This window comes from Aquibium sp. ELW1220 (genome assembly GCF_030398385.1).
Classification (GTDB): domain Bacteria; phylum Pseudomonadota; class Alphaproteobacteria; order Rhizobiales; family Rhizobiaceae; genus Aquibium.
In genome coordinates this window covers 110,931-134,302 of the sequence record NZ_JAOAOQ010000006.1, presented here as the reverse complement: position 1 = coordinate 134,302, position 23,372 = coordinate 110,931, and the positions used below count along the sequence as shown (strand labels likewise).

At 65.8% G+C, this 23,372-nt stretch carries 23 protein-coding genes; 16 read left to right on the top strand and 7 right to left on the bottom strand.

The genetic code is table 11. The annotated features are described in order from the left end of the window. Positions 1-5 precede the first annotated feature (5 nt). The 5 genes from N1F91_RS08025 to N1F91_RS08005 all read right to left on the bottom strand — a co-directional run bounded on the left by N1F91_RS08025 (position 6) and on the right by N1F91_RS08005 (position 5,062). Positions 6-1,088: a site-2 protease family protein gene (locus N1F91_RS08025; RefSeq protein WP_289991302.1), complete on the bottom strand. Its 1,083-nt coding sequence runs from the start codon at positions 1,086-1,088 to the stop codon at positions 6-8. 82 nt (positions 1,089-1,170) lie between these two features. After that, the gene (locus tag N1F91_RS08020) at positions 1,171-1,599 is read right to left on the bottom strand and encodes a type II toxin-antitoxin system VapC family toxin (RefSeq protein WP_289991301.1); all 429 of its coding nucleotides are present in this window, start codon (positions 1,597-1,599) and stop codon (positions 1,171-1,173) included. Between the two features lie 132 nt (positions 1,600-1,731). Further along, positions 1,732-1,866 (bottom strand): ribbon-helix-helix protein, CopG family, encoded by a 135-nt coding sequence (locus tag N1F91_RS08015; protein WP_289991300.1) that lies wholly within the window; start codon positions 1,864-1,866, stop codon positions 1,732-1,734. A gap of 59 nt (positions 1,867-1,925) precedes the next feature. Continuing rightward, positions 1,926-2,909 carry an aldo/keto reductase gene (locus N1F91_RS08010; protein ID WP_289991299.1) on the bottom strand — a complete coding sequence of 328 codons (984 nt, stop codon included), beginning with the start codon at positions 2,907-2,909 and terminating at the stop codon, positions 1,926-1,928. Positions 2,910-3,010: 101 nt separating this feature from the next. Beyond that, the gene (locus N1F91_RS08005) at positions 3,011-5,062 is read right to left on the bottom strand and encodes a M3 family metallopeptidase (RefSeq protein ID WP_289991298.1); all 2,052 of its coding nucleotides are present in this window, start codon (positions 5,060-5,062) and stop codon (positions 3,011-3,013) included. A 134-nt stretch (positions 5,063-5,196) separates the two neighbouring features. Between N1F91_RS08005 and N1F91_RS08000 the strand changes: the two genes are divergently transcribed. The 7 genes from N1F91_RS08000 to N1F91_RS07970 all read left to right on the top strand — a co-directional run bounded on the left by N1F91_RS08000 (position 5,197) and on the right by N1F91_RS07970 (position 11,324). After that, positions 5,197-5,670 carry a MarR family winged helix-turn-helix transcriptional regulator gene (locus tag N1F91_RS08000; protein WP_289991297.1) on the top strand — a complete coding sequence of 158 codons (474 nt, stop codon included), beginning with the start codon at positions 5,197-5,199 and terminating at the stop codon, positions 5,668-5,670. Beyond that, positions 5,667-6,896 (top strand): multidrug effflux MFS transporter, encoded by a 1,230-nt coding sequence (locus N1F91_RS07995; RefSeq protein WP_354670529.1) that lies wholly within the window; start codon positions 5,667-5,669, stop codon positions 6,894-6,896. The genes N1F91_RS08000 and N1F91_RS07995 overlap by 4 nt, the downstream gene beginning before the upstream one ends. A 90-nt stretch (positions 6,897-6,986) precedes the next feature. Then, on the top strand, positions 6,987-7,607 hold the full coding sequence (gene ruvA / locus N1F91_RS07990) for a Holliday junction branch migration protein RuvA (RefSeq protein WP_289991296.1): 621 nt from the start codon (positions 6,987-6,989) through the stop codon (positions 7,605-7,607). A gap of 65 nt (positions 7,608-7,672) precedes the next feature. Continuing rightward, the gene (locus N1F91_RS07985; RefSeq protein ID WP_289991294.1) at positions 7,673-7,954 is read left to right on the top strand and encodes an AbrB/MazE/SpoVT family DNA-binding domain-containing protein; all 282 of its coding nucleotides are present in this window, start codon (positions 7,673-7,675) and stop codon (positions 7,952-7,954) included. Further along, positions 7,951-8,355, top strand: a complete 405-nt coding sequence (locus N1F91_RS07980; protein ID WP_289991293.1) for a type II toxin-antitoxin system VapC family toxin — start codon at positions 7,951-7,953, stop codon at positions 8,353-8,355. The genes N1F91_RS07985 and N1F91_RS07980 overlap by 4 nt, the downstream gene beginning before the upstream one ends. Beyond that, complete coding sequence (gene ruvB, locus N1F91_RS07975; protein WP_289991292.1) at positions 8,352-9,389, top strand: Holliday junction branch migration DNA helicase RuvB; 1,038 nt, start codon at positions 8,352-8,354, stop codon at positions 9,387-9,389. The genes N1F91_RS07980 and ruvB overlap by 4 nt, the downstream gene beginning before the upstream one ends. A gap of 165 nt (positions 9,390-9,554) precedes the next feature. After that, positions 9,555-11,324 (top strand): pentapeptide repeat-containing protein, encoded by a 1,770-nt coding sequence (locus N1F91_RS07970; protein WP_289991290.1) that lies wholly within the window; start codon positions 9,555-9,557, stop codon positions 11,322-11,324. A 4-nt stretch (positions 11,325-11,328) separates the two neighbouring features. On the opposite strand, the gene N1F91_RS07965 is transcribed toward N1F91_RS07970, so the two are convergent. After that, entirely contained in the window at positions 11,329-12,588 is a 1,260-nt protein-coding gene (locus N1F91_RS07965; protein WP_289991289.1) for a cellulase family glycosylhydrolase, read from the bottom strand. A 62-nt stretch (positions 12,589-12,650) separates the two neighbouring features. On the opposite strand from N1F91_RS07965, the gene ybgC reads away from it, so the two are divergent. The 9 genes from ybgC to ftsH all read left to right on the top strand — a co-directional run bounded on the left by ybgC (position 12,651) and on the right by ftsH (position 22,387). Further along, positions 12,651-13,112 carry a tol-pal system-associated acyl-CoA thioesterase gene (ybgC, locus tag N1F91_RS07960; RefSeq protein WP_289991288.1) on the top strand — a complete coding sequence of 154 codons (462 nt, stop codon included), beginning with the start codon at positions 12,651-12,653 and terminating at the stop codon, positions 13,110-13,112. Between the two features lie 220 nt (positions 13,113-13,332). Next, entirely contained in the window at positions 13,333-14,043 is a 711-nt protein-coding gene (gene tolQ, locus N1F91_RS07955; RefSeq protein ID WP_289991285.1) for a protein TolQ, read from the top strand. Positions 14,044-14,055: 12 nt separating this feature from the next. After that, entirely contained in the window at positions 14,056-14,505 is a 450-nt protein-coding gene (tolR, locus tag N1F91_RS07950; RefSeq protein WP_289991284.1) for a protein TolR, read from the top strand. Between the two features lie 5 nt (positions 14,506-14,510). Then, a complete protein-coding gene (locus N1F91_RS07945) occupies positions 14,511-15,569 on the top strand; it encodes a hypothetical protein (RefSeq protein WP_289991282.1) in 1,059 nt (352 codons plus the stop codon). 113 nt (positions 15,570-15,682) lie between these two features. Further along, positions 15,683-16,936, top strand: coding sequence for a Tol-Pal system beta propeller repeat protein TolB (tolB, locus tag N1F91_RS07940; RefSeq protein ID WP_289991473.1), 1,254 nt, complete (start codon positions 15,683-15,685; stop codon positions 16,934-16,936). Between the two features lie 289 nt (positions 16,937-17,225). Beyond that, positions 17,226-17,738 (top strand): peptidoglycan-associated lipoprotein Pal, encoded by a 513-nt coding sequence (gene pal / locus N1F91_RS07935; protein WP_289991280.1) that lies wholly within the window; start codon positions 17,226-17,228, stop codon positions 17,736-17,738. A gap of 162 nt (positions 17,739-17,900) precedes the next feature. Beyond that, the gene (ybgF, locus tag N1F91_RS07930) at positions 17,901-18,878 is read left to right on the top strand and encodes a tol-pal system protein YbgF (RefSeq protein WP_289991279.1); all 978 of its coding nucleotides are present in this window, start codon (positions 17,901-17,903) and stop codon (positions 18,876-18,878) included. Between the two features lie 100 nt (positions 18,879-18,978). Beyond that, positions 18,979-20,334: a tRNA lysidine(34) synthetase TilS gene (gene tilS / locus N1F91_RS07925; RefSeq protein ID WP_354670533.1), complete on the top strand. Its 1,356-nt coding sequence runs from the start codon at positions 18,979-18,981 to the stop codon at positions 20,332-20,334. 115 nt (positions 20,335-20,449) lie between these two features. Further along, a complete protein-coding gene (gene ftsH, locus N1F91_RS07920; RefSeq protein WP_289991278.1) occupies positions 20,450-22,387 on the top strand; it encodes an ATP-dependent zinc metalloprotease FtsH in 1,938 nt (645 codons plus the stop codon). Between the two features lie 178 nt (positions 22,388-22,565). Here ftsH and N1F91_RS07915 read toward each other — a convergent pair whose 3' ends face one another. Continuing rightward, entirely contained in the window at positions 22,566-23,342 is a 777-nt protein-coding gene (locus N1F91_RS07915) for a 3-hydroxybutyrate dehydrogenase (protein ID WP_289991277.1), read from the bottom strand. Positions 23,343-23,372 lie beyond the last annotated feature (30 nt).

Sequence of the window (23,372 nt, the reverse complement as noted above, 5' to 3'; positions counted from 1 at the left end):
CGGCCTCAGCGCACCGCGGCTGCACGCAGCATCATCAGTTCACTGATATTCTCGAACGTCACGTAACCGATCAGCCGCTGCTCGGCATCGACGATGGCGACTGCGGGCGGACGATTCGTATGGAGCGCCTCAAGCGCCTCCGTCAGGCTGCCGCCCTCGCGCAGTGTCGGGATCTCGTGCGCCATGATGTCGAGCACGGGGGTGCCCGGACCGCCACTCGCGAGACCCTGAACCAGCGCGGAGCGGGTGAGCACGCCCCGCAGCCGGCCGGTCCCGTCGATCACGGGAAACTCGTGCTGGGTGGTGCGCAGCAGCGCATCGCCGGCATCCTGCAGCGTGGCATCGGGACCAAGCGTCTCGAAGCTGGTGATCATCGCTTCGCGGATCGTGACCGAGCGGGCCGCGTCCTGAAGACCGATCGCCTGCGTCTCGGCGGTGGCGGCGAGATAGACGAAGATCGCCACGAAGATCAGCAGCGGGTTGCCGCCGACCAGTCCGACGAAGCCGAAGACGAAGGCTGCGACCTGCCCGACGCCGCCTGCGATCTCGGTCGCCCTGACGCGTGTATAGCGCGTGGCGAGCAGCGCGCGCAGGACGCGGCCTCCGTCCATCGGGAAGGCCGGGATCAGGTTGAAGAGCACGAGCACGACGTTGACCGAGGCCAGCCGCGCCATGAACCCGGCTGACGGGTTTTCCATGGCGGCCAGCGTGTCGCCCGAGACCTGCGCGCCAAGGATGAGGATGAGGATGGCTGCGATGACGACGTTCACCGCCGGCCCGGCCAGCGCCACGATGATCTCTTCCGACGGCTTCTCGGGCATGCGCTCGAGTTCGGCCACGCCGCCGATCGGCAGGAGCGTGATGCGGGGCGTACGGATGCCGTAGCGGCGCGCCGCCAGCGCGTGGCCGAACTCGTGCAGCACGACGCAGGCGAAGACCGCGACGATGAAGGCGATGCCGTCCACCGCCGCCGCGCTGCCACCGCTCTGGTAGGCCGCGATCCCGATCCAGAGAAGCAGCAGAAAGAACGTCAGGTGGATCCTGAGTTCGCTGCCGGCGATGCGCCCGATCGGGAATGACCATTTCATGGGGATGTGCTCCTGAAGCGTAGCGTTCCGCTCGATGCGGGCGATGCCCTGTCTCCACCGGCGCCCTGCCTCGAAAAAGGTCTCAGGCGCGCAGGTGCTCGTCGATGTGCAGGACGGTATCAGCCAAGGCGGGATTTTGTTCAACCTTGCGGATGAAATGGGTGTCCAGCGTGATCATCCGCACTCCGCGTTGAACGGCGAGCGCCAGATAGAAGCAGTCGGAAACCGGATGTCGGAGTTCGCTCGCCAGTCTCAAGGCCTGGAAGCGCAGCGGCGACGTCGGGGCGATCTCGCTGAACCAGCGCGGAAGGAACTCGATGCCGTCCATGATCCGCTGCGCGTATTCGGGGGTGCAATTTGCCGTCGTGAACAGGGCGTTCGACACCTCTGGAATGATGAGGTCGGGGGCGATCAGTCCAACCTTCTTTGAAAGCAGGCTGACAGCCGCCGCAGTATGGTCGGTGGGTATGGTCCGGTGGTACGCGATGCTGGCATCGACGACGACCGGCACTTCCTATCCTTCCGGATCAAGAGGTGCTTCCGCTTGCATCGCATCGTCACGGCCGAGGCGGATGTAGCGCAGGACGTCATGGTCCATCTTCGGCATCCCTTCCCGCAGACGCTCCGAAAGGGCCACGCGCTCTTAGGAGGTGAGGGGCGCGGCGGCGGCCAGCGCTTCCCGGATGGTCTCTTCCAGAGAGCGCCCGGACATCCGCGCGCGCCACTCGAAGCTTGCCATGACCTCGTCGTCGAGGTTCCTGATCAGAATTTCGCCCATGGATCGGCTCCCTGGTCCCTGCCGATACAATAGCGCCGACCGGGGGCCGCGGCGAGTCCTCAGCAGTAGCTCTCCGGTCCGATGGCCTGCACGTCGGAATAGCGTGCGCCATGGGCGAAGCCGGGTGGTAGGATACGCTCGATCGCGGCCATGTCCTCGGCGGCAAGCGCGATGTCGGCTGCTGCCGCGTCCTGCTCCAGGTGCGGGATGGTGCGCGTTCCCGGAATGGGGATCAAGTGGTCGCCGCGGTGCAGCGTCCACGCGATGGCGAGAGCCGGGACCGACCAGCCGCGCTCCTGCGCGAAGGCGCGGAACTGGTCGATGAAGCGCGCATTGGCGGCGAAGTTCGGCTCCATGAAGCGGGGGTTGGCCTTGCGGAAATCCGTGTCGCGGAAGGTCGATGGATCGACCGGCACGTCGGAGAATATCCCGCGCCCGACGGGCGAGAACGGCACGAAGGCGACGCCCAGCCGCTCGCAGGCCTGGATCAGGCCGAGTTCGGGGAGGCGCGTCCACAGCGAGTACTCGTTCTGCACCGCCATGACGGGATGCACCGCGCAGGCGCGCTCCAGCGTGAAAGGCGCGATCTCCGAAAGCCCGATGCCGCCGATCTTGCCCTCCTCCTTGAAACGCACCAGCGTTTCCATGGCGTCCTCGATCGGCACCTCCTGATCGCGGCGATGCAGGTAGAACAGTTCGACGTGGTCGACGCCGAGACGTTTGAGCGAGCCTTCCAGCGCCTCGCGCAGATAGCCGGGCTTGTTGTCGAAGTGCCGCGTCGGCTGCATGCGGATGCCGGCCTTGGTGGCGATGGTGAACCGGCCGGGATGATCCTTGACGAACTCGCCGATGATCTCCTCGGACAGGCCGTTGCCGTAGATGATGGCCGTGTCGAGATGGGTGACGCCGAGATCGAGCGCATGTTTCAGGACCGCCAGGCTCTCCCGCCGGTCAGCCGGTCCATAGGCTCCGGCAAAGCTCATGCATCCGAGGCCGACGGCTCCGACGAGGGGCCCGTTCCTGCCGAGTTCACGCTGCTTCATCCTGTCATTCCTTTCGCCGGATCCGTCCCCTGCGACATAACAGGCGAAGGCCGCGGTGCAAACGCCCCGACGAGGTCCGCCACCGTGCGCTCAGGGGCTCCTCAGGCAAGCCCGCGCTTGCGCATCATGGCGTCGGGCGACGGCATCTTGCCGCGGAAGGCCGTGTAGAGTTCCTCGGGATCGCGCGATCCGCCAGCCGAGTAGATGTGCTTGCGCAGCCGTTCGGCCATCGACGGGTCGAACGGATCGCCGGTTTCCTCGAAGGCCGAGAACGCGTCGGCGTCGAGCACTTCCGACCACATGTAGGAGTAGTATCCGGCCGAGTAGCCGTCGCCGGAGAACACATGCGCGAAGTGCGGCGTGCGGTGACGCATGGCGATGGCGTCCGGCATCTTCAGGCGCGCCAGCATCTCCAGTTCGAAGGCGAGCGGATCCTCCGGTGCCTCCTCTGCGGCATGATAGGCCATGTCGATCAGGGCAGATGCCGCGAATTCGACGGTCGCGAAGCCGGCGCCGAAGGTCTTGGAAGCCTCCATGCGCTCCATGAGATCGCGCGGCATCGGTTGGCCGGTCTCGGCGTGGCGGGCGTGCTTCTCGAGCACGTCCGGAACGGTCAGCCAGTGTTCGTAGAGCTGCGAGGGCAGTTCGACGAAGTCGCGCGAGACGCCCGTGCCGGAGACCGAGGGCCAGGTGACCTCGCTCAGCATCCCGTGCAGCGCATGGCCGAATTCGTGGAACAGCGTGTGCGCCTCGTCGACCGACAGAAGCGCGGCTTCGCCCTTCGGCGCCCTGGCGAAGTTCATGACATTGTAGATGATCGGGGTGGATCCCTCGCCGAGCGACCAGCCGCCGCGCAGCGAGCTCATCCAGGCGCCCGAGCGCTTCGACGGGCGGTTGAAATAGTCTGCGAGGAAGACGGCACGATGCGTGCCGTCGGCGTTCTTCACCTCGAAGACCCGCACGTCCGGATGCCAGGCGGCGACGCCCTGCTTCTCTTCGAAGGTGAGGCCGAAGAGGCGGTTCGCCACGTCGAAACAGGCGGCAATGACGTTCTCGAGCTGGAAATAGGGTTTCAGCTGCTGCGCGTCGAAGGCGTAGCGTTCCGAGCGCAGCTTCTCCTGGTAATAGCGCCAGTCCCAGGGCGCGAGCGCCGCGTTGAGGCCGCCGTGGGAAGCGATGCGCGTGAGTTCGGCCTGGTCCTCGGCGACCTTCTCCAGGGCCTTCTCCCAAACGGGATCGAGAAGCTCTGCCACCGCGTCCGGCGTCTTGGCCATGGTGTTGTCGAGCTTGAGCGCGGCATAGGACGGGTAGCCGAGCAGCCGGGCCTTCTCTCGCCGCAGCCGGAGCATGCCGGCCACCACGCCGCGATTGTCGTTGTCGCCCTCGTTCTCGCCACGCGCCACGAAGGCGCGGAAGGCGGTCTCGCGCAGGTCGCGGCGATCGGAGAAGGTCAGGAACGGCTCCATGATGGAGCGCGACAGCGTGACGGCATACCTGCCGTCCTGGCCACGCGAGGCCGCTGCTTCCGCCATCGAGCGGCGCAGCGAGTCGGGAAGGCCCGCCAGGTCGGAAGCGTCGAGGAACAGCGCCCAGGACCGCTCGTCCGCCAGCACGTTCTGGCCAAAGCGTGCGCCGAGCGAAGCCAGTTCCTCGTTGATGGCCGCAAGGCGCTGCTTGTCGGCATCGCCCAGCCTGGCGCCGGACCGGACGAAGCCCTTCCAGGTGAGTTCCAGCACCCGCTCCGTCTCGGGGTCGAGACCGAGTCCGGCACGTCGCTCGTACAGCTCGTCGATGCGGGCGAAGAGCTTCTGGTTCATGCCGATCGCCGAATAGTGCCGTGCCATGCGCGGCGAGACCGAGCGCTCCAGGGCCTGAATGGTGTCGTTGGTGTCGGCGCCGGCCTTGCACCAGAAGATCGCAGAGACCCGGCCGAGCGGCTTGCCTGCGAGTTCCAGCGCGGCGAGCGTGTTCTCGATCGTCGGCGCTGCCGGATCGGCTGCGATCGCCTCGATTTCGGCTGCGTGCGCGGCGAAACCGGCATCGAAGGCCGCCGCGAAGGCCTCGTCGCCGATATGCGCGAAATCGGGGAGGCCTATGGGGCCGCTCCAGTCGACGAGCGGAGCGGTGGCGGACGCGGCAGTCAGATCGGTCATGCGGGATTCCTCGGGACGGGATTCGGATGTAAGGCGGCGGCGGGCGGTGCGCAACGGGCTTGACGGGCGGACCCTGGCTTTGATACGCCTGCCTTATTATAAGCTCCCCTTATCAATTCCGGCACTCCATCCCCATGTCGCAGCCTTCCGATCCCGATTCGCTGGGGTTCCTGATTTCCGACGTGGCGCGGCTGGTCCGCGCCGAAATCGAACGCCGGATCGCTGCGGCGGGCGTGGCCGTCACGCCTGGCGAGGGGCGGGCGCTGGCCAATATCGCCCGCTGCGGGGTGGTGCGCCAGAACGTGCTCGCCGAACGCATGGGCGTCGAGGCGATGACGCTGTCGGGCTATCTCGACCGGCTCGAAGGGCGCGGGCTCGTCACCCGAACCGCCGATCCGGCCGATCGCCGGGCAAAGCTCGTGGAACTGACGCCGGAGGCCGAGGAGGTGCTTGCCGAAGTGCGTTCGATCGGCGCGGCCATCCGGGAAGACCTGACCCGCAACATGGGCTCCGAGCGCTGGAACGAACTCATCGGCATGCTGAAGCTGCTGCGCGAGGATCTGTCTGCGATGAAGGGCGAAGCGCCGCGACCGGGGGATCACACGTGAACGCCCCCGTTTCTCCCCCGCCCACCTTGATGAGCGAACGCCGCGTCGGGCTCATCGGCGCGCTGATGGTCTCGGTCGGCCCGGTGTCTATGGCGCTCTACACGCCCGCCATGCCGGAGATCGTGCATGCGTTCGGCAGTACCGAAGCGGCGGTGAAGCTCAGCCTGTCGCTCTACTTCGCGGGATTCGCCCTGTCGCAACTCGTCTGCGGCCCGCTCTCCGACGGTTTCGGCCGCAAGCCCGTCGTGCTGGGCTTCATGACGATCTATCTGATCGCCAGCCTCGTGGCGCTGGTGGCGCCGTCGGTCGAGATCCTGATCGCGGCCCGCTTCTTCCAGGGCGTGGGATCGGCCGTCGGCGTGGCGATCTCGCGGGCCCTGATCCGCGACCTGTTCCATGACGACAGAGCCGCCCGCATTATGAACCTGCAGGCAATCGTGCTGGCGGTCGGGCCGGCTTTCTCGCCGACCATCGGCGGTCTCATCATGATCGCGGCCGGCTGGCATGCGATCTTCCTGGCAATGGTGGCGCTCGGTGTGGTCGTCGTGCTGGTGGTGCAGTTCGGACTGCGCGAGACGGTGCTGCGCGACACGTCCCGCATAAGGCCCGCTGCGCTGGCCAAGTCCTATGCCACGCTGTTCGGCAGTCCGTACTTCGTCCTGTGCGGCCTCGTCATTACCGGCACGGTCGGCTCACTCTACACGCTGGCCACGGTGCTTCCCTTCCTTCTCATGGATCGGGTCGGCCTCACCGCGACAGAGTTCGGGCTCGGCATGCTGCTGCAATCCGGCAGTTTCTTTGCCGGATCGCTGGTCGTGCGACGGTTCCTGCAGATCATGCCGGCGCCGCGGCTGGTTCCGTTCGGGCTCTCCTGCGTCGCCGTCGCCTGCGTGCTGCTGGCGGTGCTGCTGCGCGTCGCGCCGCCGAGCGTCCTGTCGATCATGGGGCCGGTCGGTCTCTTCGCCTTCGGCATCGCCTTCATCATGCCGGCCATGATGGTCGCCTCGATCGCGCCGTTCCCGCACATAGCGGGTGCTGCTTCCTCGATCTCCGGCTTCATGCAGATGGGCGGCGGGCTCGTCGGCGGCACGGCCGCAGCCCTGATCGGAGAACCGGTGACGGCCGCCGCGACCGTGATTCCCGTCATGGGGTTCACGGCCATCCTGTCCTGGCTGATCTGGCGCCTGCTGCCGGAGCCGCGGTCGATCCCGCACATCCCGGACTGAAGACGCCCCGAAGGCGCAGGCGCTTTGCGGAAGGCCTCTTTGCGGTGATACAGCGATGCTGCTGCTCCAATACCGCGCGGGATCGATTCGATGATCGGAAAGCTCAAGGGAACGCTCGACGAGATTGCCGAGGACCACTGCGTGGTGGACGTGCACGGGGTCGGCTACGTCGCCTACTGCCCCGCGCGGACGCTGTCGAAGCTGCCCGGCATCGGCGAGGCGGTGGTGCTGCACATCGAAACCTATGTCCGCGAGGACATGATCCGGCTCTACGGTTTCGGCTCGGCCCTCGAACGCGAGTGGTTCCGCCTGCTGCAGAACAACGTTCCCGGCGTCGGCGCCAAGGTGGCGCTGGCGGTGCTGTCGACGCTCACCGCCTCCGAACTCGCCAATGCGGTGGCGTTGCGCGACATTGCCATGGTCGCCCGCGCGCCCGGTGTCGGCAAGAAGGTCGCGGAGCGCATCGTCACCGAACTGCGCGACAAGGCCCCGGCCTACACCGGCGAAGCCGCGGCCGCGATGGGCCTGAAGCAGGAACTCGGCGAAGGCGTCGCTCCGGCGCCGGTGGCCGACGCGGTGTCGGCGCTGGTCAATCTCGGCTACTCGCGCGACGTCGCCGCCAATGCCATCGCCGCGGCGCTGAAGACGGCCGGCGACGGCGCGGATTCGTCGAAGCTGATCCGGGCCGGGCTGAAGGAGTTGGCGCGGTGAAGCCTTGCCGTCCGGCGCTTTCCTTACTACCTTCGTTTCGTAAGAAATCATTCGGAGAGTAAGTCATGGGCGCTTACACGACAATGACATCGAAGGGGCAGATCACGATCCCGAAGGAGGTGCGCGACGAACTGGGGCTGGCGGCGGGAGACTCGGTCCTCGTGGAAGTGCGGGACGGAGTTCTCATCCTTGTTCCCAAATGCATAAACTTCAATGACCTGGCAGGATATCTCGGTGAGCCCCCGAACGGAGCGGCTCGCCTCGAGGAGATCGACGAGACGATTGCCGAGGCAATGGCGAATGCGGCTCTCCCTCCATCTGCAACCGCAAGAGGCAAAGCGGCGTGACGAAGATCGGGATCGATACCAACGTCCTCCTCCGTCTGCTCATCGACGACAATCCCGAGCAGCGTAAGGCCGTGCTGGCTTTCGGAGAGGGGCTCGGCCGAAATTATACGGGCTACGTGACCGTGATCAGCCTCGTGGAACTGGATTGGGCGCTGCGGAAGCACTACCGCTACACCAAGCAGCAAAGCGTGGACGCCATACGCCGAATCTGCAGGATCCGGGGGGTCGAGATTCACTCGCTAGACGCGATCGAGCGCACGCTGACCGCCGTGGAAAACGGGGGCGGGGATTTTGCCGACGCGCTGATCGCTCAGCTCTGTCTTGACGCTGGCTGCGTCCATGTCGTTTCGCTCGACCGGAAGGCGGCGTCGAGAATTCCCGTGGTCGAGCTGATTTCATGACCACGTCCCCCCGCCTCATCTCGTCCGAAAAGCGCGGCGAGGACGTCGACACCAACCTGCGGCCGCAGACACTCGACGACTTCGTCGGGCAGGCAGCGGCGCGCGCCAACCTGAAGGTGTTCGTGGAGGCCGCGCGGGGCCGCGGCGAGGCGCTCGACCATGTGCTCTTCGTCGGCCCGCCCGGGCTCGGCAAGACGACGCTGGCGCAGATCATGGCCAAGGAGATGGGCGTCAACTTCCGCTCCACCTCCGGCCCGGTCATCGTCAAGGCGGGCGATCTCGCGGCGCTCCTCACCAATCTCGAAGACCGCGACGTGCTGTTCATCGACGAGATCCACCGGCTTTCGCCCGCGGTCGAGGAGATCCTCTATCCGGCGATGGAGGATTTCCAGCTCGACCTGATCATCGGCGAGGGGCCGGCGGCGCGGTCGGTCAAGATCGACCTCGCGCGCTTCACGCTGGTGGCCGCCACGACGCGGCTGGGGCTCATCACCAACCCGCTGCGCGACCGCTTCGGCATTCCGGTGCGGCTGAACTTCTACACCGTCGAGGAGCTGGAGCTGATCGTGCGGCGCGGCGCGCGCATCCTCGGCCTGCCGCTCAGCGACGACGGCGCGACCGAGATCGCGAGGCGCGCGCGCGGCACGCCGCGCATCGCCGGCCGGCTGCTGCGCCGGGTGCGCGACTTCGCCACGGTGGCGGGCGCCGAGACGGTGACGCGCAAGGTCGCCGACGAGGCGCTGCTCCGGCTCGAGGTCGACGCGCTCGGTCTCGACAATCTCGACCGGCGGTATCTCACCATGATCCTTCAGAATTTCGGCGGCGGGCCGGTGGGGATCGAGACCATCGCGGCGGGCCTGTCGGAACCGCGCGACGCGATCGAGGACATCATCGAGCCCTACCTGATCCAGCAGGGCTTCATCCAGCGCACCCCGCGCGGCCGCGTGCTCACCGCCAACGCCTGGAAGCACATGGGCCTGGAGCCGCCGCGCAACATGGCGGTGGTGCAGGGGCGGTTGTTCGTGGAGGAATGAATTGCGGGGACAGTTTACTTAATTCGGTTTTTATCGCCATTCTGGAAGTATAGCGAGAGCCGAATTAAGTAAACTGTCCCCGCAATTCTTCGTCGTTCGCGCGCTTGACCCCGCCGCCGTCCGTCGCGATATTCGGTGGCGGGCGAGCGGGGGATGCAACCGGCGATGACGATGGCAGCGGCTGGTCCGCCGGGCGGTTCTGAGCCGATCAGCATCACGCTGACGCTGCCCTTTTCGCTGTACGGCTGGGGCTTCTTCGCCGCCATCGTGCTGGCCGTGGCGCTGGTCGGCGCCGCAACGTGGTGCGCACATCTGTGGGCGACGCGGAAGACCTGGACCAAGTCGCTCGGCGAGCGGTTGCCGCGCCTGCACGAGCGCCGGGCCCTGAACTGGCTCGCTTGGCTCGCCGTCGTGCTCACCCCGTTCTGGCTGTTGCTGATCGCGTTGACGATCGACGGAACCTTCACGCTCTGGTTTCGCCCGCCGCTGGCGGGAAACGCCTCCGACAGCCAAGCGGCACTGGCCTATCGCATCCATTATCTGGCGCTGGTGGGGCTGATGACGGCGCTCGCTGGCCTCGTCGCCGCGCCGCTGGCTTTGATTCGGGTCTTCACCACGGAGCGGCAGACGGTGGCGGCCGAACAGGGTCTCATCACCGACCGCATCAACAAGGCGGTCGAAGGGCTGGGGGCGGAAAAGACGGTCAAGCGGGTGATCGAGACGCCGCGCTACCGCAAGGGCGCTGACGGTGGCTGGCTGCGCGATGCGGTGGGGCGGCTGGTCGTCGAGAAGGGGCCGGACGGCGCCGACCTCGTCGACCGCGAGACGGTGGAGCGCACCGTCCCCAATCTGGAGGTTCGCATCGGCTCCATCTACGCGCTGGAGCGGATCGCGCAGGACAGCCTGCGCGACCACATCCAGATCATGGAAATCCTCTGCGCCTACATCCGCGAGAACGCGCCAGCGTCGCGGGCTATCAACTTACCTGACGTGCCCCGTTCTTCTACCCTAGAAAGACTATACAATGATAATTTACATCAATGGAGAGAGCGATGCCGTTCAATTCTGGCAACAGCTGGAGAAGACGGAGGCCCCATTCGACCGAGGCAAGATATCCAAGTTGCTCTCACAGTAATTGGCCGAAGAGGTGAAAGGCAGCGGGGTATCGAGCATTCCTCCGAAAACCATATTGTTAAGCAATATTTAGATCAATTAGATAATGTTAATTACAACATTGTAGGTGGAGAAATATATTCAAACTCTTATGATATACATAGAAGGTGGCGAGACGAGCAATTTGGATACAGACTTGATCTCTCTCGCGTAAACTTGCAAGGCGCTAATCTGCGGAGAGGGAACTTCGACAAAATCAACTTATCCGAAAGTAGAATGGAAGGAGTAATGGCTCACGGCGCGAGCTTTTGCTTCTCTCTTTTGCAAAAATCAAGATTTGATTTCTCGAATCTAAGCAATGCAACGATTCGAAACGCCATTGCCGCCGATGCAAATTTCAACAGTACGTATGGAGAAAACACTGATTTTAGCAATTCGTCTTTTAATAGGGCGAGCTTGTTTGATTTCCAAGCGTACTTCTGCAATTTTAAAAGCGCAGATTTCCGAAAATCTAATCTATCTTCTTCAAATTTTGATGGTTCGGATTTAACAATGTCAGATCTATGTTCGGCATCGCTCAGCAAATCAACAAGTTTTATAAATGCAAATGTTAGACTTATATGTGTAAAAGAGACGGAATTATATTGCAATCAAATAACGCTGGAGAATTTAGATTTGATATTCGGCGATGCGTCTGTATTAATAAATTTTAAATCAGGCGCGGAAAGACTACCGACTCACTGGTCGACCGAAATTGTTCCTACAGGAGAATTTTATGAATTGTGGAAAAAATGGATCGGAGAGATGATATACGGGAATTGATTTTTCACCGCAGCCCCCGCACCATCTCCAGCACATCCGCCTCGGCCTCCCTCCCCTCGAACTCCTCCACCACGCCGAACGCGCCGCCATAGCCCCACATCGACCAGGAAAAGCCGTGGGCTTCGGCGAGGTCGATCATCGCGCGGTAGTAGGCGGCGCGGGATTGCGGCGGCATGACGTAGGCGCTGTTCCACTCCTGGCGGATCATGCCGAACTCGCCGAGCAGCAGGTGGCGCGGGTCGATGCCGTGCCGCTCAGCCCAGGCGGCGGCGATGCGGAAGGGTTCGCCCATGACGGCGTCCAGCTTCTGCGCGGTGTCGATGGTGGCGACCTGTTCGTCGAGATAGGCGAGCAGGCCGGCGCGGCGCAGGAGCGGGGCCTCGGCGCGGATCGTGGCTCGGATCTTTTCCAGCGCGGCGTTCAGTTCGGGCTTGCTTGCCTCGTGCAGCGGAAAGGGCAGGCCGGTCACGTGGGGGATGAAGTCTCCCGCCCAGGTCGCGCCCTGGTGGGTGAGCAGGAAGGGTGTGTAGGAGTGGAAGCTCCACAGCAGATTGTCGTCGGGGATCGCGGCCGGGTCGAGCCTCGCCAGACCCTCGGCGGAGCCCCAGCAACCGCCCGACAGCACCAGCGTCAGCCGCGTGGCGGAGGCGCGGGCGGCGGCGTGCAGGCGGCGCAGGCGGTCCGGCCAGGCGGTGTCGCCCGGTTCGCAGTCGATGACCGGTTCGTTCATGAGCTCCAGCGCCAGCATCGCCGGGTCCTCGCGCCTTAGCGTCGTCGCCATGCGGCGCAGGACATCGAGATAGCGGTCGAACAGCGCCGGATCGTCCATAACCTGGCCCATGCCGATCGAACGGTTCGAGCCGGCGGGGAAGAGGTGCAAGTCGACGATCACCTTCAGGCCGGCGCGGTTGATCATGCGGGCAGATTCCAGAACCTCGTCGTAGAGCCGGTCGTGGAAGCGCGCGGATGTCCCGGCCAGAAAGGGCGATGGGTCGACCGGCATGCGCAGGAAGTCGAATCCGTCGGCCTTCAGGCGGGCGAGGCCCGCCTCGTCGAGCGTGCGGCGCCATTCTGGGAAGGGCAGGAGCGCGGCTTCCTCGTCCCAGCGGCTTTCGTCGGGCCAGGTCGTCCAGATGTCGAGATTGAGGCCACGCCGCGCTTCGAAGGTCGCCGCACCGGCGGGCAGGGCGGCGGCCACCGCCATCGCCGCGAGCAGGAGGATGCGCAAGAGCCGCGCCTTGATCGAGGCCGGCCGAAATGCCATCGAGGTCGAGGGGTGCCGCATGGCGAGACGAATGGCAGAGCCGACCGGCGAAGGAAAGCACGATGGCCGATCATGGTGAACGCGAGACCGGGCTGTCGGGCGAGCTGACGGAGGGCGGGCACCGTCTCTCCGCGCGGGTCTATTATGCCGACACCGACTTTTCCGGCGTCGTCTATCACGCCCGCTACCTGGAATTCCTGGAGCGCGGGCGTTCGGATTATCTGCGGTTGTGCGGCGTCCACCATACCGAACTCGCCGACGGCGCCCATGGCGAGAAGATCGTCTGGGTGGTGCGGCGCATGGAGATCGACTTTCGTTCCTCCGCCCGGATGGACGACGTCCTCACCATCGAGACACGCACGGCCGAGATTTCCGGCGCCCGCATCGTCATGGCGCAGCGGATCCGGCGCGGCGGGGACCTGCTGATCGAAGCGCGGGTGGAGGCGGCCATCATCGGCGCGAACGGCAGGCCGCGGCGCTTTCCGAAGGACTGGATCGGGCGATTCCTGCCTGCGCGGGATTGACCGCGGCGCCGGCCTTTCCTAACGGATGATTAACCATAATCATTCATGAATTCCTTCAGGAAAATGCAAGCGGGCTGCCACGCCTTCGTTTGACCAAGATTCACCGGATAAACCCCGAGGCGGCGAAGCCGGGGTGATCGCCGGATCGTCGCCGGGAACGGTCTTCCGCAAGGGGGGCAATCTGGCCCGGCCGCCGTACACACCCTAGGACAGGACGTCGATGGAACCCACCGCTCTTCTCGAGCCGCATGCCAGCGTTTCGCTCTGGGCCCTCTTCTGGCAGGCCGGCCTCATCGTGAAACTCGTCATGATCGGGCTGCTCGGCGCATCCGTCTGGACCTGGGCGATCATCATCGACAAGGTCATCGCCTTCGGACGGATGAAGGTCGCACTCAACCGGTTCGAAAAAACCTTCTGGTCGGGGCAGTCGCTCGAGGAACTCTACCGGACGCTTTCGGACCGGACGACCAGCGGCATGAGTTCGATCTTCGTCGCCGCCATGCGGGAGTGGAAGAAGAGTTTCGAGAAGGGCGCCCGCGCACCGATGGGGCTGCAGACGCGCATCGACAAGGCGATGGACCTCGCGCTCACCCGCGAGATGGAGAAGCTGGAAGGCCGGTTGGGCTTCCTCGCCACGATCGGCTCGGCCGCGCCCTTCATCGGCCTGTTCGGCACCGTGGTCGGCATCATGACGTCGTTCCAGGCCATCGCCGGGTCGAAGTCCACCAGCCTGGCGGTCGTGGCGCCCGGCATCGCCGAGGCGCTGCTGGCCACCGCCATCGGCCTGCTCGCCGCCATTCCGGCCGTCATCGCCTACAACAAGCTGTCATCCGACGCGAGCAAGCTGGGTTCGCGGATGGAGGGCTTTGCCGACGAGTTCTCCGCCATATTGTCGCGGCAGATCGATGAAAAGGTCGCGCAACGCGCCTGACGGAGTAACGCCATGGGCATGTCGGTAGGAACGGGAGGCGGCGGACGCGGGCACAGACGCCGCGGCCGCAAGCACGTCCTGATATCGGAGATCAACGTCACGCCCTTCGTCGACGTGATGCTGGTGCTGCTCATCATCTTCATGGTGGCCGCGCCGCTTCTGACCGTCGGCGTCCCGATCGACCTGCCGGAGACGCAGGCCCGCGCACTGAACGCCGAGACCCAGCCGATCACCGTCTCGATCAACGAGGAGGGCCGGATCTTCCTGCAGGAAACGGAAATCCCGATCGAGGAGGTCGTGGCAAAGCTCGAGGCCATTTCGCAGACCGGCTACGAGGAGCGCATCTATGTGCGCGGCGACCGGAACGCCGACTACGGCACGGTCATGCGGGTCATGGCGCGCATCTCCGCCGCCGGTTTCCGCAATCTCGGCCTCGTGACGCTGCAGGAGCAGGACAGCTGACGCAGATGCGTTTCGGGGTCGTCACTTCCGCGGTTCTGCATGTTCTCGTCCTCGGCGCGGGAATGGTCTCGCTGTCGTCGCCGAAGCCGCACGACGTACTTGATGTCGAATCCCTGCCGATCGACATCGTGCCGATCGAGGAGATCACGCGGGTTCTCGAGGGCGACAAGAAGGCGGCTCTGGCGGAAACGCCCGCGCCGACGCCCACGACGCGCCCGACGGTCGTCCCGGACGCGCAGCGGTTCGGCGACAATTCGCAGGACACGCAGGCCGCGCCAACCCCGGACCCGAAGCCGCGCGAGGTCGAGACGGCCGCCCTTCCGCAGGCGTCTCCGGAGCCCGCTCCGCGCCCCGAGCCTGTGGTTGAGCCGGCACCGGCACCGGCCCCCGAGCCCGAGCCTGCGCCGCCCGTCGAAGCCGCCCCGGTGCCCGAGCCCGCGCCGAAGGCGGAACCGACGCCCGAGCCCGAGCCAAAGCCGGTCGAGACGGCGGTCGTGGCCGAGCCTGCGCTGCCCGACACGGCACCCCGGCCCGAGGCGCGGCCCCGCCCGCCGCAGCCCGCGAAGGAAGCCGAGCGGAAGGAACCCGAGAAGCCGCAGAAGCCCGTGACGCAGCCGGCGCAGAAGACGGCCGAGAAGACCGACGACAACGTACTCGACGACGTCGCCGCGCTCCTCAACAAGGAGAAGGCATCCGGCGGAGGCGCCAAGCGCTCCACCGAGCAGGCGGCGCTCGGCGGCGAGCGCAAGACGACCGGCGAGAAGCTGTCGCAGAGCGAGATGGATGCGCTGCGCCAGCGGCTCGGCTCGTGCTGGAGCATCCCGGCCGGCGCCGAGGAAGGCGACGCGCTCCGGGTCTCGGTGCGTTTCCGGCTCGATCGTTCGGGCAATCTCGAGGGGCGCCCCGAGGTGGTCCAGGGCGGCTCGAGTTCCGGTGCGGGCCGCATCGCGGCCGAGTCGGCGGTGCGTGCCGTGCAGAAATGCGAGCCGTTCAACCTGCCGGCGGACAAGTACGAGACCTGGGCCGAGGTGATCGTCAACTTCGATCCGAGCGACATGTTCTGAGCACGATTCGCGGCTAGTCCGCGCCGCAAGTCACGAATTAAGGTCATGCCATGAAGTTCACGTTCAAAGCTTTCCTGCTCGCAGCCGCGGTCGCGGTGTCCTTCTCTGCGGGAATGACTGCTCCGGCGCGCGCGGTTCTCGAGGTCGACGTCAACAAGGGCGTGGTCGAGCCGCTGCCGATCGCCATCACCGACTTCCTGTCCGCGGATGGCCTTGGCGCGGAGATCTCGGGAATCGTCTCGGCCAACCTGCAGCGGTCCGGCCTGTTTGCGCCGATCGAGAAGGCGGCCTTCATCGAGAAGATCTCCAACCCGGATGCCGCGCCGCGTTTCGAAGACTGGAAGGTCATCAACGCGCAGGCACTGGTCACCGGCCGGGTAACGCGTGAGGCGGACGGCCGCGTCCGCGCCGAGTACCGCCTCTGGGACACGTTCGCGGGACAGCAGCTCGCAGGCGAGCAGTTCTTCGCCTCACAGGCGAACGTCCGCCGCGTCGCGCACATCATCTCCGACGCGATCTACGAGCGCCTGACCGGCGAGCGTGGCTACTTCGACACCCGTATCGTCTTCATCGACGAATCGGGGCCGAGAAACCAGCGGATGAAGCGGCTGGCCATCATGGACCAGGATGGTGCCAATGCGCGCTTCCTGTCCGACGGCCGGTCCATCGCGCTGACGCCGCGCTTCTCGCCGAGCCGCCAGGAAATCACCTACATGTCCTATGAAGGCGGGCAGCCGCAGGTCTATCTGCTGCAGCTCGAAACCGGGCAGCGGGAACTCGTCGGCAACTTCCCCGGCATGACCTTCGCGCCGCGGTTCTCGCCCGACGGGCAGAAGGTGATCATGAGCCTGCTGCGCGACGACGGCAATTCCAACATCTACGTGCTCGACCTGCGCAGCCGCGCCACGACGCGGCTTACGAGTTCGAACGCGATCGACACCTCGCCATCCTATTCGCCGGATGGATCGCAGATCGTCTTCACCTCCGACCGGGGCGGGCGGACGCAGATCTACGTCATGAATTCGGACGGTTCCAACCAGCGCCGCATCTCGTTTGGAGATGGCACCTATTCGACGCCGGTCTGGTCGCCGCGCGGCGATCTCATCGCCTTCACCAAGCAGACCGGCGGCGAGTTCCAGATCGGTGTCATGCGCACGGACGGCTCGGGCGAGCGCATCCTGTCCTCCGGCTTCAGCCAGGAGGGCCCGACCTGGGCTCCGAACGGCCGCGTGCTGATGTTCTTCCGTCAGGCAGCCGGCGCGCCGGGGCCGCAGCTCTACTCGGTGGACCTGACGGGACGCAACGAGCAGCCCATCTCGAGCCCCAATTTCGCATCCGATCCGGCCTGGTCGCCGCTGCTCGACTGACGGCACGCGCAGGACATGTGGCGGCGGCGGTGCATCCGCCGCCGCTTTCCGTTTCGGCTGCGGTTTCCCTGGCCGACGAGGCGCCTTCCGGGCCAAACCACGATCCTGACGGGGTGGCGTCCCGTTTCCGCCGCATTTTCACCTAGTGTGCGCTGGAGCGTTGCCGCGCCGAGAATCGCGGTGCTGGGAGAACAATAACCTTTCATTAACCGTGTTTCTTTTGCGCCGGTTAACCCCGACGTGGTTACTGGAAGGTCAAACAACCAATGAAAATGCGAAGGAGTGGCGCATGCGCCGTATCGCAGCACTGACCCGCAATCCCGCTGTTCTCGCACTCGTCATGGCGCTTGCCGTGACCGGCTGCGCGTCGAAGAAGATTCCCAACAGCGCTGCCGATATCGGGCTGGGTGCCGGGGCCGGCGGATCCGCGAGGCCCGGGACGCAGCAGGATTTCACCGTGAATGTCGGCGACCGCATCTTCTTCGATACGGATTCGTCCGTCGTCCGCGCGGATGCCCAGCAGATCCTCGCCCGCCAGGCGCAGTGGCTGAACCAGTATCCCTCCTATTCGATCACCATCGAAGGGCATGCGGACGAGCGCGGCACCCGCGAGTACAACATCGCTCTCGGCGCACGCCGCGCTGCGGCCGCACGCGACTATCTCGTCTCCCGCGGCGTTGCCGGAAACCGGCTCAAGACCATCTCCTACGGCAAGGAACGTCCGGTTGCGGTGTGCGACGACATTTCCTGCTGGTCACAGAACCGTCGCGCCGTCACGCTGCTCGGCGGCGCCGGAAGCTGATCCGGTCGACGTCTCCGGCGCCTTGCGCGGCCGGGGATGGACGCGCAGCGACATTCGCTGCGCGCGAAACAAAATTTGGCCGAAGTCGCAAGTCTTGATAGGGTTGAAATCCGGAGCGCCGTCGCGCTTCGACCTTTCGCATTTCCCGAAGCGAGACCCTTGATGAGACTGAGAACACTCTTCTGTGCGGCCGTCGTCGCGCCACTGCTTCTCGCGGGCGGCGCGCAGGCCTTCCCCTTCGGCCAGGCTGCTCCCGCCGCGGAGAGCGGCGGATTTGGCGGCCTGCTTCCGCCCAACTGGCTGGGCCGATCGAACGACACCCCGACCGTACAGCTCGCACAGGCGGGGGACCCACGCATCCCTGCGCTCGAGGAGCAGTTGCGCGACCTGACCGGCCGCGTCGAGGAACTCAACTTCCTGCTCCTGCAGATGCAGGACCAGATGCGCAAGATGCAGGAGGACAACGAGTTCCGCCTGCAGCAGCTGGAAGAGAAGCGGGGCGATGCCGCCGGAAGCACGGGCAGCCGGGTGACTGCTGTCGATCCGGCGACGCCGACGGCGCCATCCGCGCCGCCGGACGCACCGGCGCGTGGCGAGCCGCCGCGGACGCTGGGGACCGTGACCTTCGACGGCAACGGCAATCCGACCGGCGGCACGCTCGACACCAACGGCCAGGCGGCCGGCACTGCTGCGCCCATGATGGACGAGGGCGGGGTGGATACGGACGACACGAAGGTTGCGGCGCTTCCGCCGACCGACGATCCGGAGGAACTCTACCGGAACGCCTATAACTTCATTCTCTCCGGCGACTACCCGACGGCGGAAGCTGGCTTCCGCGAGCATATAGAGCGTTTTCCGAACGACCCGAAGACGTCTGACGCCCGCTACTGGCTGGGCGAGGCGCTTCTGGGGATGGAGCAGTACCGCAGCGCAGCCGAGATGTTCCTGGCCGCCAATCGCGAATTTCCCGATTCGTCCAAGGCACCTGACATGCTGCTGAAGCTCGGCGTGTCGCTGGCCGCCCTGCAGCAGCGCGACGTCGCCTGCGCGACCTATTCCGAGATCGGCAAGCGCTACAAGAACGTGTCTTCCGCGCTCAAGGAGCGCGTCAGGGCCGAACAGGCTCTGGCCGGCTGCTGACGAACACGCCTCGGCGCCGGCCCGTCGCCACAGGGACGCCGGATGGGGTGATCCCGCAGACCGACGAGATCCGCCCGTCCGCCAGATCGAGGGGCTTCCGATCGACGACATCCAGCCCGACCGCATCTTTGCCGACCTGTCCTTCCCGCCCGCCCGGCCGGTCATTGCCGCCGTTTCCGGGGGGAGCGACTCGATGGCGCTGCTGGTTCTCCTCCACGCATTCTTCAAAAGCCGTTCGCGCGGTGACATCGTTGCAATGACCGTCGATCACGGCCTGCGGCCGGAATCGGCCAGCGAGGCCGATCGCGTCGGCGCCTTCTGCGCATCGCGCGACATTCCGCACCGCACGCTTCGCTGGCAAGGGGCAAAGCCGTCATCCGGTGTGCCGGCCGCCGCGCGCGAGGCGCGGCACCGGCTGCTGGCCGAGGCGGCGCGGTCGATCGACGCCGCCATGGTGATGACCGGCCACACCGCAAACGACCAGGCCGAGACCGTTGCCATGCGCCGCGAGCGCGGCAGCGGACGAGGGCTGGCCGGCATGGCGCCCGCGACGCTCTATGACGGAAGCGTGTGGTTCGTCCGCCCGCTCCTGGCCCATCCGCGGGCCGCGCTGCGCGCGATGCTGGTCGACGCCGGAATCTCCTGGATCGACGACCCGAGCAACGAGCAGGCGGCTTACGAGCGGGTTCGGGCACGGCGCGCGCTGATGGGGCCGGACGAGGGCCGGGTCGTCGCAACCCTGCTCGAGCAAGGGCGGCTGGCCGCCCTGGAACGGGTGAACCTCGCGACGCGCGCCGCCCTCTTGATCAGGCACCACGCGGTCTTCGCCACGCCGGGACTCCTGCGCGTCGAATCGGGCCTGCTGACGGTGGAAGACGAGCCGGCGGCCAGGCTGGCCTTCCGGCTGCTGCTTTCGGCCGTCGGCGGTCGCGAGCATCTCCCGGACGCTTCCCGCGCGCGCAGCCTGTTCGAACTCCTTGCATCCGGTCCCGGGCGCGGATCGCTCGGCGGCGCGGTCGTGGAGCGGCGCAAGGGGGCGTTCTACCTGCATCGGGAACTCAGGGCCGGGTGGACCGGCTCGATCCCGGCAGTCGCGGGCGGCATCTGGGACGGGCGATTCCGGATCGCGGCGCGGTCGCTTCCCGGCAACGCCGTCGTGGAGTGTTCCGGCAAGACGCTGGCGTCGGCCCGGGCGCGGTCCTCTGCCGGTGCTGCCGTGCCGATGGCGCTGGCACGTGCGGCCCTGGCAGCGGAGCCCGTCCTGCATGTGCGCGGGGCAGGAACGAACCTCGACCCGCCCGGTCAAAACGGCGACGGCGGCATGCTCCGTCGCGTGGTGGCGCCCTATGCGCGCTTTCTGCCGAGCTTCGATCTGGCGCCGGCGGAGGCGCTGCGGACACTGCTCGGCGGCGACTGTTTTCCGGCTTCGCCTTGGGACAGTCACAATGCCGCATAAAGCTGCTTAACCGAACAGCGGGCTTCTGCTTGGCAAGGTCCCGCGCCAACCCTATGTTAAGCCGAGTTCTCCACGATGGACGCGCGCCTCCAGAAGGTGCGTACGGGACCCAAAGATGAATCCGAACTATCGCAATCTTGCGCTGTGGGCGATCATAGCCGTTCTCCTGATCGCGCTCTTCAATCTGTTCCAGACCCCGCAGCAGCGTGGCAACGCCAGCGAGATCGCCTATTCCGAGTTCATCCAGAACGTCTCGGCGGGCAGGGTGCGGTCGGTCACGATCGCCGGAGAGCGCATCACGGGCACCTATGTGGACAACGGAACCGCGTTCCAGACCTACTCGCCCGGCGACCCGACGCTGGTTTCCAGGCTGGAAGAGCGCGGCGTGACGATCAATGCACGACCGGAGACCGACGGGTCCAACTCGATCCTCGGCTACCTGATCTCGTGGTTGCCGATGATCCTGATCCTCGGCGTCTGGATCTTCTTCATGCGCCAGATGCAGTCCGGGTCCGGCCGCGCCATGGGCTTCGGCAAGTCGAAGGCGAAGCTCCTCACCGAGGCACACGGCCGCGTGACGTTCCAGGACGTGGCGGGCGTCGACGAGGCGAAGGAAGACCTGGAAGAGATCGTCGAGTTCCTGCGCGATCCGCAGAAGTTCCAGCGCCTTGGTGGCAAGATTCCGCGCGGCGTGCTGCTCGTCGGCCCTCCCGGAACCGGCAAGACGCTGCTGGCGCGATCCGTCGCCGGTGAGGCGAACGTTCCGTTCTTCACCATTTCAGGCTCGGACTTCGTCGAGATGTTCGTCGGCGTCGGCGCGAGCCGCGTGCGCGACATGTTCGAGCAGGCCAAGAAGAACGCGCCCTGCATCATCTTCATCGACGAAATCGACGCGGTCGGTCGTCATCGTGGCGCCGGCCTCGGCGGCGGCAATGACGAGCGCGAGCAGACGCTGAACCAGCTGCTGGTCGAGATGGACGGCTTCGAGGCCAATGAGGGCATCATCCTCATCGCCGCGACCAACCGACCGGACGTGCTCGACCCGGCGCTGCTGCGGCCAGGCCGTTTCGACCGCCAGGTGGTGGTGCCGAATCCCGACATCACGGGACGCGAGAAGATCCTCAAGGTGCATTCGCGCAACGTACCGCTTGCACCCAACGTCGATCTGAAGGTGCTCGCCCGCGGCACGCCAGGCTTCTCCGGTGCCGATCTCGCCAATCTCGTCAACGAGGCGGCGCTGATGGCAGCACGGCGCAACAAGCGTCTGGTCACCATGGCGGAGTTCGAGGACGCCAAGGACAAGATCATGATGGGGGCCGAGCGCCGCTCGACCGCCATGACGCTGGCCGAGAAGGAACTGACCGCCTACCACGAGGCCGGCCACGCCATCACCGCGCTGAAGGTGCAGGCGGCCGATCCGCTGCACAAGGCAACGATCATTCCCCGCGGCCGCGCGCTCGGCATGGTCATGCAGTTGCCCGAGGGCGACCGCTACTCGATGAGCTACAAGTGGATGACGTCCCGGCTGATCATCATGATGGGCGGGCGCGTCGCGGAGGAGATGAAGTTCGGCAAGGAGAACATCACCTCCGGCGCGTCGTCCGACATCGACCAGGCGACCAAGCTGGCGCGCGCCATGGTCACCCGCTGGGGCTTCTCCGACAAGCTCGGCCATGTCGCCTATGGCGAGAACCAGGAGGAGGTGTTCCTCGGACATTCGGTGGCGCGCACGCAGAACGTCTCGGAAGAGACGGCGCAGATCATCGACGCCGAGGTGCGCCGCCTGATCGACGAGGCCTATGTCGAGGCCACCCGCATCCTGACGGAATACAACAAGGAGTGGATCGCGATCGCCGAAGGCCTGCTCGAGTACGAGACCCTGTCGGGCGAGGAAATCCGCCAGCTGCTCACAGGCACCAAGCCGACGCGCGACACCGGCGACGACAACCCGCCCTCGCGCGGCTCGGCGGTGCCGAAGGCCGGAACCACGCGCGGCAAGCCGAAGGGCGGCGAAGAGCCTGACGCGCCGATGGAGCCGCAGCCGCAGGGCTGACGCTCCGCAAGATCGGATCTTTCGGAAGGCCGGGATGAACTCCCGGCCTTTTCCATGTCCGGCCGGCCGGGAACCTTCCGTGCAGCATCGGCCACTTTCGGCTTGCGCCGCAGGCGGCCGCAAGCGAAAGATCCTGCGGGCTTTCCGGCAGAATCGTTCGATCCCTTCGGATGTCGCTCTATTGCGCCGTCCAGCCGCCGTCGACGGAGATGTGGGTGCCGTTGACCTGGCTCGCGGCTTCCGAGCAGAGCCATAGCGCGGTCGAACCGATCTGCTCGACCGTCACAAACTGTCCCGTCGGCTGGCGTTCGAGCATGACTTCGCGGATGACGGTCTCGCGGTCCATGCCGTGCGCCTTCATCTGGTCGGGGATCTGTGCCTCGACCAGGGGCGTCAGCACGTAGCCGGGACAGATGGCATTGCAGGTGATGCCGCTGGTCGCCACCTCCAGCGCCGCGGTCTTGGTGAGGCCAAGCACCCCATGCTTGGCGGCGACGTAGGCCGCCTTGTAGGGCGATGCGACGAGGCCGTGGGCGGAGGCGATGTTGACGATGCGGCCCCAGCCGGCCTTCCGCATCAGCGGCAACGCTGCAGCGATGGTGTGGAAGGACGACGAGAGGTTGATCGCCAGGATGGCATCCCATCTGGCGACCGGGAAGTCCTCGACGGGAGCGACATGCTGGATGCCGGCATTGTTGACGAGGATGTCGACCGAGCCGAACCGCGCTGCGGCGCTGGCGACGAGTGCCCGGCAATCCTCGCCCTTCGCCATGTCGGCGCGGACGTAGATGGCTTCGACGCCGTTCTTCCGGGCGATGTCGCGCGCCAGTTCGTGATCTTCCGGCCGATCGGTGAAGGAGTTGATGACGACGTTGCAGCCTGAGCCGGCGAGCGCGTCGGCTATGGCGAGACCTATCCCCGACGTGGAGCCGGTGACGAGTGCGACCCTGGGCATGACACCCTCCTTTGGTGTTGTTGCATTGCA

What these genes read in the sequence shown, in the direction of transcription:
- N1F91_RS08015 (WP_289991300.1), bottom strand. Translation starts at nt 1,866, where the DNA reads ATGGGCGAAATTCTGATCAGGAACCTCGACGACGAGGTCATGGCAAGC.
- ybgC (WP_289991288.1), top strand. Translation starts at nt 12,651, where the DNA reads ATGGCCGATCATGGTGAACGCGAGACCGGGCTGTCGGGCGAGCTGACG.
- pal (WP_289991280.1), top strand. Translation starts at nt 17,226, where the DNA reads ATGCGCCGTATCGCAGCACTGACCCGCAATCCCGCTGTTCTCGCACTC.
- N1F91_RS07915 (WP_289991277.1), bottom strand. Translation starts at nt 23,342, where the DNA reads ATGCCCAGGGTCGCACTCGTCACCGGCTCCACGTCGGGGATAGGTCTC.
- ruvB (WP_289991292.1), top strand. Translation starts at nt 8,352, where the DNA reads ATGACCACGTCCCCCCGCCTCATCTCGTCCGAAAAGCGCGGCGAGGAC.
- N1F91_RS07985 (WP_289991294.1), top strand. Translation starts at nt 7,673, where the DNA reads ATGGGCGCTTACACGACAATGACATCGAAGGGGCAGATCACGATCCCG.
- N1F91_RS08000 (WP_289991297.1), top strand. Translation starts at nt 5,197, where the DNA reads ATGTCGCAGCCTTCCGATCCCGATTCGCTGGGGTTCCTGATTTCCGAC.
- ftsH (WP_289991278.1), top strand. Translation starts at nt 20,450, where the DNA reads ATGAATCCGAACTATCGCAATCTTGCGCTGTGGGCGATCATAGCCGTT.
- tolR (WP_289991284.1), top strand. Translation starts at nt 14,056, where the DNA reads ATGGGCATGTCGGTAGGAACGGGAGGCGGCGGACGCGGGCACAGACGC.
- ruvA (WP_289991296.1), top strand. Translation starts at nt 6,987, where the DNA reads ATGATCGGAAAGCTCAAGGGAACGCTCGACGAGATTGCCGAGGACCAC.
- N1F91_RS07965 (WP_289991289.1), bottom strand. Translation starts at nt 12,588, where the DNA reads ATGGCATTTCGGCCGGCCTCGATCAAGGCGCGGCTCTTGCGCATCCTC.
- N1F91_RS08025 (WP_289991302.1), bottom strand. Translation starts at nt 1,088, where the DNA reads ATGAAATGGTCATTCCCGATCGGGCGCATCGCCGGCAGCGAACTCAGG.
- tolB (WP_289991473.1), top strand. Translation starts at nt 15,683, where the DNA reads ATGACTGCTCCGGCGCGCGCGGTTCTCGAGGTCGACGTCAACAAGGGC.
- ybgF (WP_289991279.1), top strand. Translation starts at nt 17,901, where the DNA reads ATGAGACTGAGAACACTCTTCTGTGCGGCCGTCGTCGCGCCACTGCTT.
- N1F91_RS07970 (WP_289991290.1), top strand. Translation starts at nt 9,555, where the DNA reads ATGACGATGGCAGCGGCTGGTCCGCCGGGCGGTTCTGAGCCGATCAGC.
- N1F91_RS07945 (WP_289991282.1), top strand. Translation starts at nt 14,511, where the DNA reads ATGCGTTTCGGGGTCGTCACTTCCGCGGTTCTGCATGTTCTCGTCCTC.
- tolQ (WP_289991285.1), top strand. Translation starts at nt 13,333, where the DNA reads ATGGAACCCACCGCTCTTCTCGAGCCGCATGCCAGCGTTTCGCTCTGG.
- N1F91_RS08010 (WP_289991299.1), bottom strand. Translation starts at nt 2,909, where the DNA reads ATGAAGCAGCGTGAACTCGGCAGGAACGGGCCCCTCGTCGGAGCCGTC.
- N1F91_RS08005 (WP_289991298.1), bottom strand. Translation starts at nt 5,062, where the DNA reads ATGACCGATCTGACTGCCGCGTCCGCCACCGCTCCGCTCGTCGACTGG.